The organism is Leeia aquatica (assembly GCF_012641365.1).
In the GTDB taxonomy this organism is placed as follows: domain Bacteria; phylum Pseudomonadota; class Gammaproteobacteria; order Burkholderiales; family Leeiaceae; genus Leeia; species Leeia aquatica.
On the sequence record NZ_JABAIM010000003.1, the window covers coordinates 270,101 to 285,976 of the forward strand.

Sequence of the window (15,876 nt, forward strand, 5' to 3'; positions counted from 1 at the left end):
GATCACTCCGCCTCACCCAGGGTAGATGTCACGCGTTGAGAAATATCGGCCTGCTGATCCAGCCAGGCTTGCCACAGCGCCTGATCCAGCCCCAGAAAGCGCAATATCGGGTCCGGCAGGCAGGGGGCGTCGGGATCGGCTCGGCCTTGCTGCAGCACATGCACCAGCTCATCCGCACTATAGACAATGGTGGCCACCGGGCCGACCCGCATTGCCGCATCAATGTGATGGCTGGCAATAGCCTGGATGATCGCCTCTGGAAAATGCCACAAGCGCCCCAGCTCCGCCCCCAGCTCGGCGTGATCAAAACCCAGTTCGTCCCGCTCAGCTTGCAGCAGTTCACAGCCATCGCGCTGACTGTGAACCCACTGGGTAAAGCGCTCGGCTTGTTCGTCATACATCAGTAGCAGGCCAACATCATGCAGCAGCCCGGCAATGAAGCAGGTATCACGGTGACACGCCAGCTTCCCGGCCAGCCATTCGGCATTCCAGGCAATGCGCAGGCTGTGCGCCCAGAACGCTTGCAGTTCCGGGCGATGGGCTGCTACCTGGCTCAGGCTGACGCTGATGGCCAGCCGACGGACATGCTGCATGCCCAGCACCAGCATTGCATCCTGTACCGTACCAATACGGCTGGAGAGGCCATAGAACGATGAATTGGCCAGACCCAGCACTCGCGCGGTCAGGGCCTGATCATGGCTGATGCAGGCGGCGACCTGATGCGCACTGGTTTCCGGTGCATCCAGCATGCGAATCAGCTCCCAGACAATATGCTGGGCACTGGGCAAGCTGGACGGTGCCTGCAAGTAGGGCGCCATGGCCGGGTTCATGATGAGGCTCCTGCCGTTTGCAGCAGCAGGACCTTGCCTTTGCCGCCACTACGCTGACCGATTTCAAACACCGTGCCCAACAGAGCCTGGGGCTGCTGTAGCGCCAGCTGCACAGTCCCTTGCCCGGCAGGCATATTCGCCTCCAGACCCGCACACCAGTCCGCAGGCAGCACTTCGGCTGCCAGCTGCCCATACAGATCATCGCGCCCCAGCAGTTTCTCCAGCGCCTGATTGGCCAGCACGATACGCCATTCGTCCGACACCCCGACCATGGCCAAGGGCAGGTTGTCCATCACTTCCTGCGCCACACGCAAAGCCGCCATGCTGTGTGCAGCCTGATGTCGACTTTCGGTCACGGTATCCTGAAAGTGTTGCTCCAGTAGCTGGTTGGCATGCACCAGATCGCGCTGCAATTGCGCATTCTCCTGCAGGATGCCGTACAACCGGAAGGCATCGGCCACGGTGGCCTTCAGGAACTCGTCATCCCATGGTTTGGTCAGGAATTTATAGATGGCCCCTTCGTTGATGGCATCGGTCACCGACTTCAGGTCGGTATAGCCCGACAGCACCATGCGCACCGTATCCGGGTAGCGCTTGTGTGCCTCAGACAAGAACTGGACACCGGTCATATTGGGCATCCGCTGGTCCGAGAGGATGACACCAGGCCGGTGCTGCTCCAGCAGCGCCAACCCTTCAGCACCGCTGTTCGCGCGCAGGATGGTATAGCCATCTTGCCGCAACAGGCGATAGAGGGCGGAGAGGATGTTTTCCTCATCGTCCACCAGCAACAGGGTCTTGTTCATGTTGCCCTCCTTTCCAGACGGGCCGGGCCATTCAGGTTTCGATGTGCTCCACACCGTCCGGCCGGTCATCCGGACGCATGCCCATCAAGGCGCGCATCTCATCCGCCAGCCGGCGATTTTCCCGCCGCAAGGCCAGGTCTGACATCACCTCCAGCAGATGGGTGAGCAGGGCCTCGCGCTCCCAGGGCTTGCTGATGAAGCGGGCAATGCCCACCTCATTGATGGCCCGCAGCACCGCCGTCATGTCCGCCTGACCGGAGAGGATGATGCTCGCCGCATCCGGGCGGATCTGCTTCAGGCTGCGCAGCATTTCCACGCCATTCATCTCTGGCATGCGATAGTCGCTCACCACCAGGTCCACCGGATTCTCAAACGCATGGGTCAGCGCCTGTGCGGGTTCGGTAAACGTATGCAGCCGGATCTGGAAGGCGCTGTCCGTTGCCTTGACCAGAAACGACAGCTCCCGCTTGAGTGCATTGAGCACATTGGCTTCATCATCAACCAGCATGACTTCAAACATGACCGTCTCCTATGCCTCAGCGGCAACCAGCACTTCGCCCCGGCGAACCGGCAAATGGATGGTGAAGCAGGTACCCACGCCCACCTCACTGCTGACTGTAATATAGCCGCCCAGCTTCTTCATGATGCCAAACACCAGTGATAAACCCAGCCCGGTGCCCTGCCCGACCGGCTTGGTGGTAAAGAAGGGGTCGAAGATCCGCTTCAGGTTTTCCGGGTTGATGCCCTTGCCGGTATCCTGAATCGAAATCCAGACCCGGTCCTCCGCTGCACCACTGCGCAGGGTGATGGCACCAAATCCGTCAATGGCCTGGGCGGCATTGACCAGAATATTGAGGAACACCTGGTTCAGTTGCGACGGAATGGTCTCAACCGTAGGCAACTCGCCGTATTCCTTGACCACATCTGCCTTGTACTTGATTTCGTTGCGCACCACATTAAGGGTGGAGTCCAGGCCCTTGTGCAAGTCGACCAGCAGCCACTCGCCCTCATCCACATGCGAGAAGTCCTTCAGGTCCTGCACGATGCGTTTGACCCGGTCAATGCCGTCGCGGGATTCCGTCAGCAAGGCGGTGGTGTCTTCCAGCAGGAAGTCATAGTCAATCTGCTTCTTGTAACGCGCCACCTCGCCCCGGGTGGCCTCGCTCAGCTCACCCTCTGCATTCAGGTAGATCTGGTTCAGCCCGGTCAGGTCGTTCAGGTATTTGCCCAGTGAATTGAGGTTGGAGGCCACAAAACCGGTCGGGTTATTGATTTCATGCGCCACCCCGGCGGCCAGCTGCCCGATGGCAGCCATTTTCTCCGATTGCAGCAACTGGTTCTGAGCCTGCTCCAGTTGGTCGATCAGCTTTTGCTGGGCTGCTTTCTCTTCCAGCAGACGCTGCTCCGCTACCTTGCGTTCTTCAATATCGCGAATCATCGCCACGGCATGCCAGGCATCATGGCGCTGGAAGGCGGTGATCGACAGCTCAACCGGAAATTCCCGCCCTGTCTTGTCAGTAGCCTCGATTTCGATCGTTTTGCCAACCACCGCCCCCACGCCGGTCTGCGCAAACCGCATCATGGCGGCATTACCGGTCGCCCGGTAGCGCTCCGGGGTAATCAGGGTATGGATATGCTGTCCCAGCGCTTCCTCCTGCGCATAGCCAAACATGTGAGTGGCCGCCTTGTTCCACAGCTCGACATACCCCTCGCCGGTAATCATGATGATGGCGTCGTTGGCGGTCTGGATCATGCTGGACAGCATCGCCTCCGAATCACGCAGCGACTCTTCTGCCTCCTGCCTTTCGGCCGCTTCACGCAGCAGGCTGCCCTGGGTTTGCTGCAGCTCCTCGATCAAGCGCCGCTCTTCTTCACGCTGCAGCTCAGCCTCCCGCTCCGCCGCTTTACGCTCGGAGATGTCCCGCAACATCATCTGCAGCATGAAGCCATGCTCCAGATGCATGTTGTTGACCACCACCTCAGCCGGGAACAGGCTGCCATCCAGCCGCTTGAACTCGAACTCGAAGCGATGGTTGCCGCGCTGTGCGGCTTGCCGCAGGTGCCGCAGGAAAGTCGGCCAGCTGCGCTGACCATCCGGCTGTTTGCGCGGAAACAGACTGCGTGGTGGCGTATTGAGCAGGGTGCTGCTATCGGATGCACCGAGCATGCCGATGGCGGCACGGTTGACCTCACTCATCCCATGCTCTTCCAGCAGGAAGACCCCGTCCAGATTGGTGAGGAACAGCATCTCGAACCGCTCAGCCATCTGCCAGATTTCCATCTGTGCCGCCGCCCGCTGCTCCTCGGCTTCCGCCTTCTCGCGCTCCAGCTGGCGCTGACGACGCGCTTGCACCCGGAAAAAGAACAGCAAACTAAGCACAGCCGCCCACAGCACGATCTGGCTGATCAGGTGGTCTTGCCTGACTTTGCGCGCAGGAACCGCCCACTCCGTCTCAGGTACGGCCAGTGTCACCTTCCAGCCTGCGTTGCGCATGGTGAAATCGATGTAGCGATAGCCTGACGGGTGCAGCAGCTGCCCACCACCATGTCGCGCCAGGCTTTGCAGCTGGGCGGGCTGCAGCTCAACCATGTCGTTGATTCGCCAGCCTGCTTGATTGGCGATCTGCAGAATCTCGGCATGCCGGGGGTGGTGAATGAGGGCACCACCTGGACTGCGAACAATCAGCCAGCGCCCCTTGAGGGCAGGATCGGCAGTCAGCAGTTGCCGCAACTGCGGCAGCAGCATGTCCACCGTCACCACCCCCGCCAGCTTGCCCTCCTGGGTCTGGAAACTGCGGGCAACCGTGATGTAGGCCTCTGAAACATCGAAGTACGGCTCGGTGTAGACGGCCTCACCCTTGGCGCGCACTGCGGCGCCATACCAGGCACTCTGGTAGAAGTCATCCTGAGCGTGCAGCCATTCCACCTTGATGCCATGGGCAGCCGCCTCTACTTCGGGTTGCGCCATGAAGCGTTGAAAGCGTTTCCCGTCCGGCTGGAAGACCGAGGGCTCAAACCAGACGCCCAGACCATAGATCCGGCTGGCATCCACCCCCTGCAGCGCCTGCACCAGCCGCGTTTCCAGCTGTGCGGTATCACCCCTCACATCGCCCAGCACATGCGTCAGCAGCTCGGCTTGCTGACTGACCTGCTCCAGCCGCAAGTCGAGGTCTTCGGTATAGACCGAAGCCAGATGGCGCTCATCCACCGTGACATCGTCTTCCGCCGATTGCACCGCTGATTGATGGTAGAACCAGATCAACCCGCTCAGGACACAGCCAGCCCCAATGCTAACCCAGGATGCCAGCTGCAGACGTGATGGCTTGTTCATGCTGCCTCCCACGCGGGGCAGGGTGCCCGCTGGATTCAAATTATCATTTTTATCAAATAAAATCAAATATATTATTTTTGATATTTTTATTGATGATTTACTGTCAAACCGCTAGGATAGGAACCTGTCTACCCTGCAGACTGCATCCGGCCATGGCCATCGACCCTGCCTACTACAGCACACGCGAAGCGGCTGACCGTCTTGGCGTCAGCCTTGCCACCATCCAGAACATGGTGGAACGGGGGGAGTTGCCCGCGTGGAAGACCCAAGGCGGACACCGCCGCATTCCACGCGAGGCGGTCGAGGCCAAGCTGGCGTCAACAACGCCTCAAGAGAAACGCAGCAGGGCCTTCCAGATTCTCATCGTAGAAGATGATCCTGCATTGAGGCTGCTGTACGAACGACAAGTCCAGAGCTGGAACATGCCGGTTGAACTGCGAATGGTCAGCAACGGCCTGGAAGGACTGCTGGAGATGGGTCGTCAACCGCCTGACTTGCTGTTGACTGACCTGATCATGCCGGAGCTGGATGGCTTTGCCATGCTCAATGCCCTGCGCACCAGTCCGCGCGTCAAACCCATGGCCATTGTGGCGGTCAGCGGGTTGGAGGACGAGGTGATTGCCAGCCGTGGCGGTCTGCCTGCCGGGGTGACCCGCATGCACAAGCCGGTGCCGTTTCATGAGCTGCATGGCTATGTGCAGGCTCTGCATGCTTTGTTCGTCCGGGAACAAGCGGCCTCACACCCACTCGTCCGATAGCGGGCGCAACTTCTGATGCGCAGGCGGGTCCATTCAGGGTCTTTCTGGCCGGGCCCTGACATGCTGCGATACCTTCTGCTCACGGGCTTGCTGCTGGCACTGTCAGGCGGTCAGCCTGACCCCTTGCAACATGCTGATGCGCGGTTGCGGTCGCAGCTGCGTCAGGATGGGGTCTACCGTGCGCTGCTGCCCAAGGGTGACTGGATGCAGTGTGTGCTGATTGAAGAAAATGCCCGCACTTCAGCGTATGTTGATCTGGAAACGCGGGAGATCCATCAGTCACCGTGTCCGGGTGACCCCGGCAGCATTCCCCTGCTGGACGCTTTCCGGGTGGAGGCAGAGGGCGACATCCTGTGGTATGACCCACTGGCAGAGCGTTACCGCCCCTACGCAGCGTTTCTCACGCCCCGGCAGGCTCCGCCAGCTTCTGGCCTCTGACCCCTGCTTTGGTCGACGTTATTGCGAACGACCATCCATGATGGCGGCCCCACCCAGCAAGGCCCGCAGGCTCTCGAAGCTGCCATGGAACAGCAAGACATGGTTTGGCAGGCTGAACCAGGAGCTGCCACGGTTGAGCTCCGCCGTCACATAGCTGGTGGGGTTACCGCGTTGATCCAGCACCACATGGGTGGTAAGCAGGGGCAGGCCGCTGCCGTGCAAGGCAGGCTGGTAGCGGGTCAGCAGGTTGGCGTTACGGGTAAAGGTTTCGATCATGGTGGCGCACCCATTTTAATTGGGTTACCAGTCAGCTATCAAGGTGAATCTGCTGACAGCAGGCTGTCAGCACGCCCCGGTATACTGGGCCTCCCTTAACCACGATGAGCCCAAGCCCATGAATCCAGTCCAACCCTTGCCCCCTCTGCCCTTTGCTGGCGTGGAATGGTCCCGCTTTCGCCTGCGCCCCGGCGTGACGGAAGCACAACTGATGTCAGCCGCGCAAAAGGTGGTGGATGGCTTGCTCCGGCATCAGCCCGGCTTTCAAGGCCATGCGGTGCTGCGCGATGGTGAGGGTGGCTATATTGACTTGTTGCTGGCCGACAGCGAGGCCCGCGCCCAGGCACTCTGCGGGATGTGGGTGTCCCATCCCGCCTGCGCTGACTATCTGGCCCTGCTGGAGCCGGACTCGGTCCAGCTGGGCTTCCACAGTAGCCTGTGCTCGGCCAGCGCCCTACCACTGCGCGCTGAGTTGATCCTCGGCGGAGCCGGGGAAGTGCTGGCGTAGCAGGGTCAGCGCCAGCTGGGCATGGGCGGTATCGCCCTGCTCCCGGCTGGCGCGGGCCACCAGCAGCAACAGCGCCGGGAGGGCACGATGCTGGCGGTCGCGCGCCAGCAGGGCCCGGCACAAACGCACCCCTTCCGGCAGGAAACCCGCCTGCAGCAGCCGTTTGCCCAGATTAGCCATCAGGCTGGCGGACAGGCGCGGCACAGGCCGTGCGTTCGTCAGATAGTGATTGAGTACCTCACGCGCCTGCTCAACCGGCAGCGCATTCCAGGCCAGCAGGCGGCCAGTGGCCAGATGATAGTCCTCGCTGTCGCCTTGCCAGCGGCTGGCCTGATAATAGGCTTGCAATAGCTCCGCCTGCTGCGGGTGCTGTTGCACCAGGGGGCGCAGCAGGGTGCGTGCGCGGTCAAAGGCCAGATCGGCCAGCAGCAGGTGTACCTTGTGCAGTTGCGCGGCCAGCTGCTCGGCCTCTGAAGGCCCGGCATCCAGCACCACCGGTTGCTCATCCTTGCGCCGACTCAAGCGATACAGCCCTGCCAGCACCGCCCCCGCCGCAAAGCCGCCGAGGTGAGCGGTGTTATTGATCATGCCGTCCTTGTCGACCCACATCTGGTAAGCCTCGTTGGCCATCCAGACCGGCAGCACCAGCAGGGCGGGGGCCATGAAGAAGTCCAGATACACCACCACCCAGTACAGGAAACGGATGCGCTGCAGGCCAAACAGCACCACGAACATGGCCATGACACCCGAGATCGCGCCCGAGGCCCCCACGCCCACCACCAGCCGCTCGCTATGCAGGGCCAGATCCAGGGCATTGGCGCCCAGCCCGGCCAGCAGGTAACACAGCAGAAAGAGCCCCGCGCCCAGCGCTTCCTCGACCAGATAGCCGACGATGAACAGCACCACCATATTGCCAAACAGGTGGTCCGCACTGCCATGCAGGAACATGTGACTGAACCAGGTCACCGCACGGGGTTGTGCCGGCACAAAGCCGTAATGATCGGTCACACTCCTGGCCAACATGGTCTCAAACTGCTTGCGTGCCGCCTGCCATCCTTCGGGTGCCAGGCCGCTGGGCGGGAACAGCTGGCCCGATTTCAGCGCACGCTGAAAGCCAGGGTCATACTGCAGCTGCTGGACCATGACCGCCACCTCATCCGGTGCTTCCGGCAGGCGTACGTCTGATTTGCCATGCTGGTTCTGATAACGGACATACAGCGGCAATTCAATATCAGGCAGGTCCGACTGCAGGTAGTAGGTCCAGGCGGCTTCAGTCCGCTGTTCATCCTTGCCCTGCAGCACAAAGAAAATGAAAGTGCAGCTGATGATCAGCAGCAAGGTCATCCAGGGTGGGCGACGGCGCCAGTCGGGCGCTCGGGGTACGGGCAGAATCAGCATCTAGTCAGCTAAACCGGCAATGAAAAAGGCCGCTGCCCCTGCAGCGGCCTGATGCGGATTATGCAGGCAGTCTACGCCCGCGCCAAGCCGCGATCGGCTCAATTCTCAACAATGGCTCGACCATTCACCGCTTGTACCGGGCGGGCGTTGTAGGGATAGAGCTGGGTATAGGCGTCGTACTGCTTGGGCGAGATATTGCCTACATTCTTCAGCACAAACCACTTCACGCCTTCCGAGCATGGCGGCGTAGTCAATGAGCCATCGTAATGGAAGTAATTGCGGCTGGCGGGCAGCAAACGGTTGGCGTCAAAACCGGCATTGGGTACCGCTTTTTCTTCGCTGGCCTTGCCCGGCATATTGTCGAACACCGGCTTGAGCACTGGGTTGTCCTTGCCCCGGTTGAGCAGCACGCCAATCACCAGCAGCTTGCCATCCTCGCTCTTGTGCACCAGATGCGCCACCATGTCGTTGGCGCGGCCATTGATCTGTTCTTCGCTCGGGGTGTGGAAATGGAATTGCAGCAGCTTGTAACGCTTGCCGTCCAGCACCACGCCGCCCCCTTCTGCGACATTGGCCTGAATGGTATGTCCATTGTTCACCACGGTGAGCGCACTGCTCTTGTATTCATAGCTCAGCGCCGGTACGCCGCTACCGAATTTCCCCACCAGATTGATCGGTGACTGCGTACGGCCTTCGGCACACACCTTCCACTCTGGCTTCAGCTTGGCCCAGAACTCCGGCCCGTTTTCGCCGTTATAGCTCCAGTGCACTTCGTGGCTGTCGCCTGCAGGCTTGTGCTCACCGGGTTTCGACTCACCATGCTGACTCATGCCGAGGCAAGCCCGTAGCTCATCCAGCCGCTTGTCCGGGTTGCCGCTGATGGCGCACTTCTTCTCTCCGGATCGGATCTGCTTCACCCCCTCGGCCAGCTTCTGCTTGTCCCCCTCCAGCGAGGCTTTCTTTTCCTTCAGGGCATTGATTTCACTTTTCAGCTTGGCCGCCTCATCCGACAGGGTCAGCATTTCGGTTTGCTGGTCCATCTCGTGCTGCAACTTGGCGATGTCTTGCTTGAGCTGATCCGCTTCGGCCTTCAGGGCTGCTTCATCGCCCGGTTTGCCGCCTTCGGCGGGCTTGTGTGTCTCGGTAGTATGTTCAGGCTCGGCGCTCCCATGCTCTGCCTTGGGCTTCTCATGCCCCTCCTCTTTCTTGCCGTGCTCTTCAGCATCGGCGTGTTCTTCGCCACCGCCTTCAGCATCGCCCTCTTCCGCCTGCTGTTCGGTGTCATGCGCCTTGCTCTGGCCCTTCTTGCTCTTGCCGTGGCTCAGCACCACCGCCAGTACCACGCTGAGGACGATCAGCAGTACACCACCGCCGATCAGGCCGATCATTAACCACTTTTTCTTCTTGTTGTCTGCCGCGGGGGCGGCGGCTTCTGCTGCTGGTTCAGACATGAGCATTCATCCTTGAGGGGCGCAACACCGCGCAATGCGTCTTAACTATAGCGCAGGAATGACGGCTTGCAGATGACGACATGGTCAGGTGGGATTGGTGCCACCCGTGGTATGTTGCAAGCGCGCCGACATGTAATCCACCAGCGCCAGTACCGCTTCACTGGCGCGGCTGCGGTCATAATGCAGGTGCACACGGATGTCCGGCAGCTTGGGCATGCGTTCCAGCGAGCCCAGCACATGCACCCCTTCCGGTACCGCGCTGCGTGCCAGCACCGTAACGCCCAGCCCGGCCAGCACCCCGGCCTTGATGCCGCCAAAACTCGGGCTGGTATAAGCGATGCGCCACGGACGGCCGATCTGCTCCAGCGTTTCCAGGATGCGCTGGCGGTAAACACAGCCCATCGGCGCCACAATCAAGGGCAGCGGGCTCTTGCTGTATACCGCATGCTGCGGGCTGCCGATCCACACCAGTGCCTCAGTCCAGCCTTCGTTGGTGGTTTTGACGTTGGAATTGGCGTGCAGGCCAAATACCAGGTCGTATTCCCCTTTCTCCAGCTTGGCCAGCAGATGGGTTGACAGTTCACAACCCACTTCCAGCATCACTTCCGGGTAACTTTGCGCAAAGCGTCCTAAAATATCCGGGAGGAAGGAGTCGGCAAACTCGTTGGGCACCCCCAGCCGCACCGCCCCGGAGAGGCTGGTCTTGTTGATGCGGGCCAGCAGTTCGTCGTTCAGGTTGAGCATGGGGCGCGCATAGCTGAGCAACACATGCCCTTCCTCGGAGAGCTGGAAGCTGCGACCGGAGCGCTGGAACAGCGGTACACCGACCAGCTCTTCCAGCCGCTTGACCTGCAGGCTGATGGCCGGTTGCGAGCGACCCAGCAGGTCTCCGGCGCTGGAGAATCCCCCTTCGTCGACAACCGTCACAAAGGTGCGCAGCAAATCAGTAGGCAGGTTTTTCATGCATTCCCGGCTTTGGATTAACAGGACTAATCAAACCATTATAACTATTGATTTGACTTATGCGTTGCCAAACCCTATTTTTGCGGGGTTTTCTACCCCCAGTCCATGGACGATAAAGAGGCCCGACATGAGCACCAAATTTTCCGAAGATCACGAGTGGCTGCGCAGCGAAGCAGACGGCAGTGTGACCATTGGCATCACTCACTACGCACAGGATTCGCTGGGCGACCTGGTGTTTGTGGAGCTGCCTGCGGTGGGTAGCACCGTCAGCAAAGGTGACGCCTCCTGCGTGATCGAATCGGTCAAGGCTGCTGCCGACGTGAAAATGCCGGTGTCCGGCACCGTGCTGGCCGTCAATGAAGCGCTGGTGGACAACCCGGCGCTGGTGAATGAAGACCCGGAAGGCGCGGGCTGGTTTGTGCGCCTGCAGCCGAGCGATCTGTCCGAAGCCGATGGCCTGATGGACGAAGCTGCTTACAAGGCCCATATCGGCGCCTGATGTTGTGTGACTGCGCCGGACTGGCCACTGTGCTGGCCAGCCGGGCAGCCATTGCCTGACCAGACCCACCCTTACCGTTGCAGGAGCCGCACCATGACCACCCCCCGCCGTTCGCTGGCTGAACTGGAACAGCACAACGACTTCCAGCGCCGCCATATCGGCCCTTCCCGTGCAGACCAGGCCAAGATGCTGGCTGAGCTGGGTTACAGCTCGCTGGACAGCCTGATGGATGCCATCGTTCCGGCCAGCATTCGCCGCACCGAACCGATGCCGCTGCCGGGCGCCAAAACCGAGCCGGAAGCGCTGGCGGAACTGCGCGGGCTGGCTGAGCAAAATCAGGTGTTCAAGTCCTACATTGGCATGGGTTACTACGGCAGCCATACGCCGGGGGTGATTCTGCGCAACATCCTGGAAAACCCGGCCTGGTATACCGCCTATACGCCGTATCAGCCGGAAATCTCGCAAGGTCGTCTGGAAGCCATCCTCAATTTCCAGACCATGATCAGCGACCTGACCGGCATGGACATCGCCAACGCCTCCATGCTGGATGAAGGTACCGCAGCGGCCGAAGCCATGACACTGGCGCTGCGGGTGGGCAAGTCGAAGTCCAATGTATTCTACGTGGCCGACGACGTGCTGCCGCAAACGCTGGACGTGATTCAAACCCGTGCCGCGCCACTGGGCATTGAAGTGCGCATCTGCACCGGCGACGAAGCCCTGGAGAACGACTCCTTCGCCGTATTGCTGCAATACCCGGGAGTGAACGGTGACGTACGTGACTACGCCGACTGGGTGCAACGCTACAAGGCTCGTGGCGGCATGGTCATCGTCGCTGCCGACCTGCTGGCACTGACGCTGCTGGCTGCCCCCGGCCAATGGGGTGCCGACGTGGCAGTGGGCAACAGCCAGCGCTTCGGCGTGCCGATGGGCTTTGGCGGCCCGCACGCCGGTTACATGGCGACCCGTGATGAATTCAAGCGCCAGATGCCGGGCCGTCTGGTCGGCGTGTCGGTGGACAGCCACGGCAAGCCCGCCTACCGTCTGGCACTGCAAACCCGCGAGCAGCACATCCGCCGCGAGAAGGCCACCTCCAATATCTGTACCGCACAGGTGCTGCTGGCGGTGATTGCCAGCATGTATGCGGTCTACCATGGTCCCAAGGGTCTGAAGACCATCGCCCAGCGCACCCACCGTCTGGCAGGCACCTTTGCCGCCGGGCTGAAGAGCCTGGGCCTGGGGCTGAGCAACGCCACTTTCTTTGATACCGTCACGGTACAGACCGGCAACCGCACCGCCAGCATTCACGCAGCAGCAGCCGCTGCCCGCATCAACCTGCGGGTGGTGGACGACGCCCACATTGGCGTGTCCTTCGACGAAACCACCACGCGCGCTGACGTGCAAACCCTGTGGGGCCTGTTCGCCGCGGCGGGCAGCAGCCTGCCGGACTTCGACCGTGTGGAAGCCGATGTAACGGATGCCTTCCCGGCCAGCCTGCTGCGCCAGGGTAGCTACCTCGACCATCCGGTATTCCATCAGTACCACTCGGAAACCGAGATGCTGCGCTACCTGCGCTATCTGGCGGACAAGGACATTGCGCTGGACCGCGCCATGATCCCGCTCGGCTCCTGCACCATGAAGCTGAATGCCACCAGCGAAATGATCCCGGTGACCTGGCCGGAATTTGGCCAGATCCACCCGTTTGCCCCGGCCAGCCAGACCCAAGGCTACCGCAGCATGATCAAACAGCTGGAAGACATGCTGTGTGCCGCCACCGGCTATGCCGCCGTGTCGCTGCAGCCCAACGCGGGTTCGCAAGGCGAGTACGCGGGTCTGCAGATCATCCAGGCTTACCATCGCAGCCGTGGCGAAGGCCACCGCAACATCTGCCTGATCCCGAGCTCGGCCCACGGTACCAACCCGGCGTCCGCCCAGATGGTGGACATGCAGGTGGTGGTGGTGAAGTGTGATGAGAACGGCAACGTCGACGTGGCCGACCTGCGCGCCAAGGCAGAGCAACACAGCGCCAACCTGGCCGCCATCATGATCACCTATCCGTCCACCCACGGTGTGTTCGAGCAAGGTGTGCGTGAAATCTGCGACATCATCCATCAGCATGGTGGTCAGGTGTATGTGGACGGTGCCAACATGAACGCACTGGTCGGCCTGGCTGCGCCGGGGCACTTCGGCGGCGACGTGTCGCACTTGAACCTGCACAAGACCTTCTGCATTCCGCATGGCGGTGGTGGACCCGGCGTCGGCCCCGTGGCAGTGGGCGCCCATCTGGCGCGTTTCCTGCCGGGTCACCGTGTGCTGGAGAACGGCGAGCAGCAGATTGGCGCCGTGTCTGCCGCACCGTTCGGCTCGGCCAGCATCCTGCCGATTTCCTGGACCTATATCGCCCTGATGGGTGGTGACGGCCTGAAGTACGCCACCGAGAGCGCCATCCTGTCGGCCAACTATCTGGCCCGCAAGCTGTCGCCGCATTTCCCGGTGCTGTACAGCGGCCCGGGCGGGCTGGTGGCACACGAGTGCATCATCGACCTGCGTCCGCTGAAGGACAGCAGCGGCATTTCGGTTGACGATGTGGCCAAGCGCCTGATGGACTTCGGCTTCCATGCCCCGACCATGAGCTTCCCGGTTGCCGGCACGCTGATGATTGAGCCGACCGAGTCCGAATCGCTGGAAGAGCTGGATCGTTTCATCGAAGCGATGGTCACCATCCGCGAAGAAATCCGCGCGGTGGAAGAAGGCCGTCTGTCGCTGCAGGACAACCCGCTGGTGCACGCGCCGCATACCGCACAAACGGTACTGGCCAACGAGTGGAACCATGCTTACCCGCGTGAGCAAGCCGCCTATCCGGTGGCAGGTCTGCGTCAGCGCAAGTACTGGCCGCCCGTCGGCCGGGTGGACAATGTCTATGGTGACCGCAACCTGTTCTGCAGCTGCATCCCAATGGACGCATACCAGTAGACCTCACCGGTTTCACCCCCAAAAAGGCGCCTGCGGGCGCCTTTTTGCTTTGCAGCATTACAGGCAGACATCACCTGATCTCCTGCATCCTCCCGTGGCTTTGTCACGGCTGCATTATGGCCTGAGCGCGCCCTTTAACCGGTTTCATTCATTCTTCATACCCTTGTAAAACGCTGTAAATAAACATGTTATGGATATGGCATTTTGATTAATTTGCGAATTATTAGTTGACTAATTTAAGAGACCTGATATGATTTGTGCATTGCATCATAACCAAGGAGTAAAACCATGTTCTCGAACCTGTTCCATCTGCTGTTCAGCACCAATGAAGACCGTGAGCGCGAGCAACACGAAGCTTGGCTGGCTGAAGCCCAAGACCTGTTTGACCTGGAAAACCGCATGCGCGAACTGGACCGTCGTCCGGCTGGCAACCGCATTTTCCACTGATCCATCCATGATGGATGGTTTCGCAATCTGCGCGAAACCTGTGGCCCTGCAGCACTGACCCCAAGGGATAGACCCATCGGTCCATCGCCTGTCTGACAAGGTAGCTGCCATGCGCCCACCCCCTGCAGCCCGCTCATGCGGGCTGCTTTCATTTGCACATCTGCAAGCTTGCTGACTCAGGATTACTGCTATTCTTGTGTTATTGCCACCGGATCGGGGTGATCGTTGTGCGTTCCTGCCTCTGCGCGATTCTGCTGCTGCTCACGACCCTGCCCGCTGTGGCGGACACACTGGCCATCAAACTGTTTGCCAGTGAATTCCCGCCCTTGCAGTACCCGGGGCCTGATGGCGATGCGCAAGGCTATGTCCACCAGTTTCTGCAAGAAGCACTGCAACGTACGCAACAGCAACTGGGCACCGATGTCACATTCAAAGCCGATCCCCTCAGCTTTTTACCGCTCAAGCGCGCCCTGCTGAATGTCCAAACCACGCCCAACAGCCTGCTGCTCAGCGTGGCACGTACGCCGGATCGGGAGCAAGACATGCTGTGGGTGGCCGTGGTATCCCCCTACGACATCTGGCTGTATCGCAAACGCAGCACCCAGCCCAAACCCACGGACATCCTGGCCCTGCGCGGCAAGGGTTATCGCATCGGCGTGCAGGATGGCAGTAATGTGCAGGAATGGTTGCTCAAACAAGGGATTGGCCAGTCACCAGACAATACGGTGCTCGACCCGGTCCCGCAGAACGCCCTCAACCTGGGCAAAGCCGTGATGGGTCGCATCGATTTCTTTGCCCACCCGGACATCAGCCTGGGCCTCCGCGCCCGTGAGCAGCGGGTTGATGCACGTCAGTTGGAGCCCGTGTTCCGGCTGGATGCCCTCAGCACCCCGTTGTGGCTGGCAGCCAACAAACAGACCGATCCTCGCTTGATCGGCGCCTTGCGACAGCAGCTGCAGCAGATGGCGCAGCAAGGCCGACTGGATGCCTTGCAAAAGGCCTGGCACGATGCACAACCATGAAGCGCATTGAGCCGGACTGGCAGGCATGCCATAATAATTGTCGGTCGGCAGTTCACCCAGGCATCGCCGCTCCTGTCCAGGAGTGCTAAACCTGCCCGCAGCATCCTGTGGAACACACTCTTTGCCTTGTGCCTCACTGGAAGTCGGCGATCACCAGTCCCGCATTGTCGGTGGCACGTTAC

The 15,876-nt window shown here is 60.7% G+C and carries 15 protein-coding genes; 7 read left to right on the forward strand and 8 right to left on the reverse strand.

Annotated features, from left to right (window positions below; all coding sequences use genetic code 11):
* Nucleotides 1-2: 2 nt before the first annotated feature.
* Genes HF682_RS13995 through HF682_RS14010 form a run of 4 tightly spaced genes read right to left on the reverse strand, consistent with a single transcriptional unit; the run spans nt 3 to nt 4,964 of the window.
* Nucleotides 3-830 carry an HDOD domain-containing protein gene (locus HF682_RS13995; RefSeq protein ID WP_168877935.1) on the reverse strand — a complete coding sequence of 276 codons (828 nt, stop codon included), beginning with the start codon at nt 828-830 and terminating at the stop codon, nt 3-5.
* Nucleotides 827-1,633, reverse strand: coding sequence for a response regulator (locus tag HF682_RS14000; RefSeq protein ID WP_168877936.1), 807 nt, complete (start codon nt 1,631-1,633; stop codon nt 827-829). The genes HF682_RS13995 and HF682_RS14000 overlap by 4 nt, the downstream gene beginning before the upstream one ends.
* 31 nt (nt 1,634-1,664) lie before the next feature.
* Nucleotides 1,665-2,153, reverse strand: coding sequence for a response regulator (locus HF682_RS14005; protein WP_168877937.1), 489 nt, complete (start codon nt 2,151-2,153; stop codon nt 1,665-1,667).
* 9 nt (nt 2,154-2,162) lie between these two features.
* A complete protein-coding gene (locus HF682_RS14010) occupies nt 2,163-4,964 on the reverse strand; it encodes a PAS domain S-box protein (RefSeq protein ID WP_168877938.1) in 2,802 nt (933 codons plus the stop codon).
* Nucleotides 4,965-5,116: 152 nt separating this feature from the next.
* Here HF682_RS14010 and HF682_RS14015 point away from each other — a divergent pair, with 152 nt between their 5' ends.
* A complete protein-coding gene (locus tag HF682_RS14015; RefSeq protein ID WP_168877939.1) occupies nt 5,117-5,722 on the forward strand; it encodes an excisionase family DNA-binding protein in 606 nt (201 codons plus the stop codon).
* A gap of 60 nt (nt 5,723-5,782) precedes the next feature.
* On the forward strand, nt 5,783-6,160 hold the full coding sequence (locus HF682_RS14020; protein ID WP_168877940.1) for a hypothetical protein: 378 nt from the start codon (nt 5,783-5,785) through the stop codon (nt 6,158-6,160).
* An 18-nt stretch (nt 6,161-6,178) separates the two neighbouring features.
* Here HF682_RS14020 and HF682_RS14025 read toward each other — a convergent pair whose 3' ends face one another.
* Entirely contained in the window at nt 6,179-6,436 is a 258-nt protein-coding gene (locus HF682_RS14025; RefSeq protein WP_168877941.1) for a hypothetical protein, read from the reverse strand.
* A 118-nt stretch (nt 6,437-6,554) separates the two neighbouring features.
* Here HF682_RS14025 and HF682_RS14030 point away from each other — a divergent pair, with 118 nt between their 5' ends.
* Nucleotides 6,555-6,944, forward strand: coding sequence for a hypothetical protein (locus tag HF682_RS14030; RefSeq protein ID WP_168877942.1), 390 nt, complete (start codon nt 6,555-6,557; stop codon nt 6,942-6,944).
* Here HF682_RS14030 and HF682_RS14035 read toward each other — a convergent pair.
* The 3 genes from HF682_RS14035 to HF682_RS14045 form a co-directional block, all read right to left on the reverse strand.
* Entirely contained in the window at nt 6,891-8,342 is a 1,452-nt protein-coding gene (locus HF682_RS14035; RefSeq protein WP_168877943.1) for a rhomboid family intramembrane serine protease, read from the reverse strand. The genes HF682_RS14030 and HF682_RS14035 overlap by 54 nt on opposite strands.
* 98 nt (nt 8,343-8,440) lie before the next feature.
* Nucleotides 8,441-9,793: a carbonic anhydrase gene (locus HF682_RS14040; protein ID WP_168877944.1), complete on the reverse strand. Its 1,353-nt coding sequence runs from the start codon at nt 9,791-9,793 to the stop codon at nt 8,441-8,443.
* A gap of 84 nt (nt 9,794-9,877) precedes the next feature.
* The gene (locus HF682_RS14045; protein ID WP_168877945.1) at nt 9,878-10,756 is read right to left on the reverse strand and encodes a LysR substrate-binding domain-containing protein; all 879 of its coding nucleotides are present in this window, start codon (nt 10,754-10,756) and stop codon (nt 9,878-9,880) included.
* Nucleotides 10,757-10,883: 127 nt separating this feature from the next.
* On the opposite strand from HF682_RS14045, the gene gcvH reads away from it, so the two are divergent.
* The 4 genes from gcvH (at nt 10,884) to HF682_RS14065 (ending at nt 15,694) form a co-directional block, all read left to right on the forward strand.
* Nucleotides 10,884-11,255, forward strand: a complete 372-nt coding sequence (gene gcvH, locus HF682_RS14050) for a glycine cleavage system protein GcvH (RefSeq protein WP_168877946.1) — start codon at nt 10,884-10,886, stop codon at nt 11,253-11,255.
* Between the two features lie 93 nt (nt 11,256-11,348).
* Nucleotides 11,349-14,225: an aminomethyl-transferring glycine dehydrogenase gene (gcvP, locus tag HF682_RS14055; RefSeq protein ID WP_168877947.1), complete on the forward strand. Its 2,877-nt coding sequence runs from the start codon at nt 11,349-11,351 to the stop codon at nt 14,223-14,225.
* A 288-nt stretch (nt 14,226-14,513) separates the two neighbouring features.
* The gene (locus HF682_RS14060; protein WP_168877948.1) at nt 14,514-14,672 is read left to right on the forward strand and encodes a DUF3563 family protein; all 159 of its coding nucleotides are present in this window, start codon (nt 14,514-14,516) and stop codon (nt 14,670-14,672) included.
* 227 nt (nt 14,673-14,899) lie between these two features.
* Entirely contained in the window at nt 14,900-15,694 is a 795-nt protein-coding gene (locus HF682_RS14065) for a substrate-binding periplasmic protein (protein WP_168877949.1), read from the forward strand.
* Nucleotides 15,695-15,876: the final 182 nt, after the last annotated feature.

Excerpts from the sequence above, each read along its gene's own strand:
- HF682_RS13995 (WP_168877935.1), bottom strand. The coding sequence starts at position 830 with ATGAACCCGGCCATGGCGCCCTACTTGCAGGCACCGTCCAGCTTGCCC.
- HF682_RS14000 (WP_168877936.1), bottom strand. The coding sequence starts at position 1,633 with ATGAACAAGACCCTGTTGCTGGTGGACGATGAGGAAAACATCCTCTCC.
- HF682_RS14005 (WP_168877937.1), bottom strand. The coding sequence starts at position 2,153 with ATGTTTGAAGTCATGCTGGTTGATGATGAAGCCAATGTGCTCAATGCA.
- HF682_RS14010 (WP_168877938.1), bottom strand. The coding sequence starts at position 4,964 with ATGAACAAGCCATCACGTCTGCAGCTGGCATCCTGGGTTAGCATTGGG.
- HF682_RS14015 (WP_168877939.1), top strand. The coding sequence starts at position 5,117 with ATGGCCATCGACCCTGCCTACTACAGCACACGCGAAGCGGCTGACCGT.
- HF682_RS14020 (WP_168877940.1), top strand. The coding sequence starts at position 5,783 with ATGCTGCGATACCTTCTGCTCACGGGCTTGCTGCTGGCACTGTCAGGC.
- HF682_RS14025 (WP_168877941.1), bottom strand. The coding sequence starts at position 6,436 with ATGATCGAAACCTTTACCCGTAACGCCAACCTGCTGACCCGCTACCAG.
- HF682_RS14030 (WP_168877942.1), top strand. The coding sequence starts at position 6,555 with ATGAATCCAGTCCAACCCTTGCCCCCTCTGCCCTTTGCTGGCGTGGAA.
- HF682_RS14035 (WP_168877943.1), bottom strand. The coding sequence starts at position 8,342 with ATGCTGATTCTGCCCGTACCCCGAGCGCCCGACTGGCGCCGTCGCCCA.
- HF682_RS14040 (WP_168877944.1), bottom strand. The coding sequence starts at position 9,793 with ATGTCTGAACCAGCAGCAGAAGCCGCCGCCCCCGCGGCAGACAACAAG.
- HF682_RS14045 (WP_168877945.1), bottom strand. The coding sequence starts at position 10,756 with ATGAAAAACCTGCCTACTGATTTGCTGCGCACCTTTGTGACGGTTGTC.
- gcvH (WP_168877946.1), top strand. The coding sequence starts at position 10,884 with ATGAGCACCAAATTTTCCGAAGATCACGAGTGGCTGCGCAGCGAAGCA.
- gcvP (WP_168877947.1), top strand. The coding sequence starts at position 11,349 with ATGACCACCCCCCGCCGTTCGCTGGCTGAACTGGAACAGCACAACGAC.
- HF682_RS14060 (WP_168877948.1), top strand. The coding sequence starts at position 14,514 with ATGTTCTCGAACCTGTTCCATCTGCTGTTCAGCACCAATGAAGACCGT.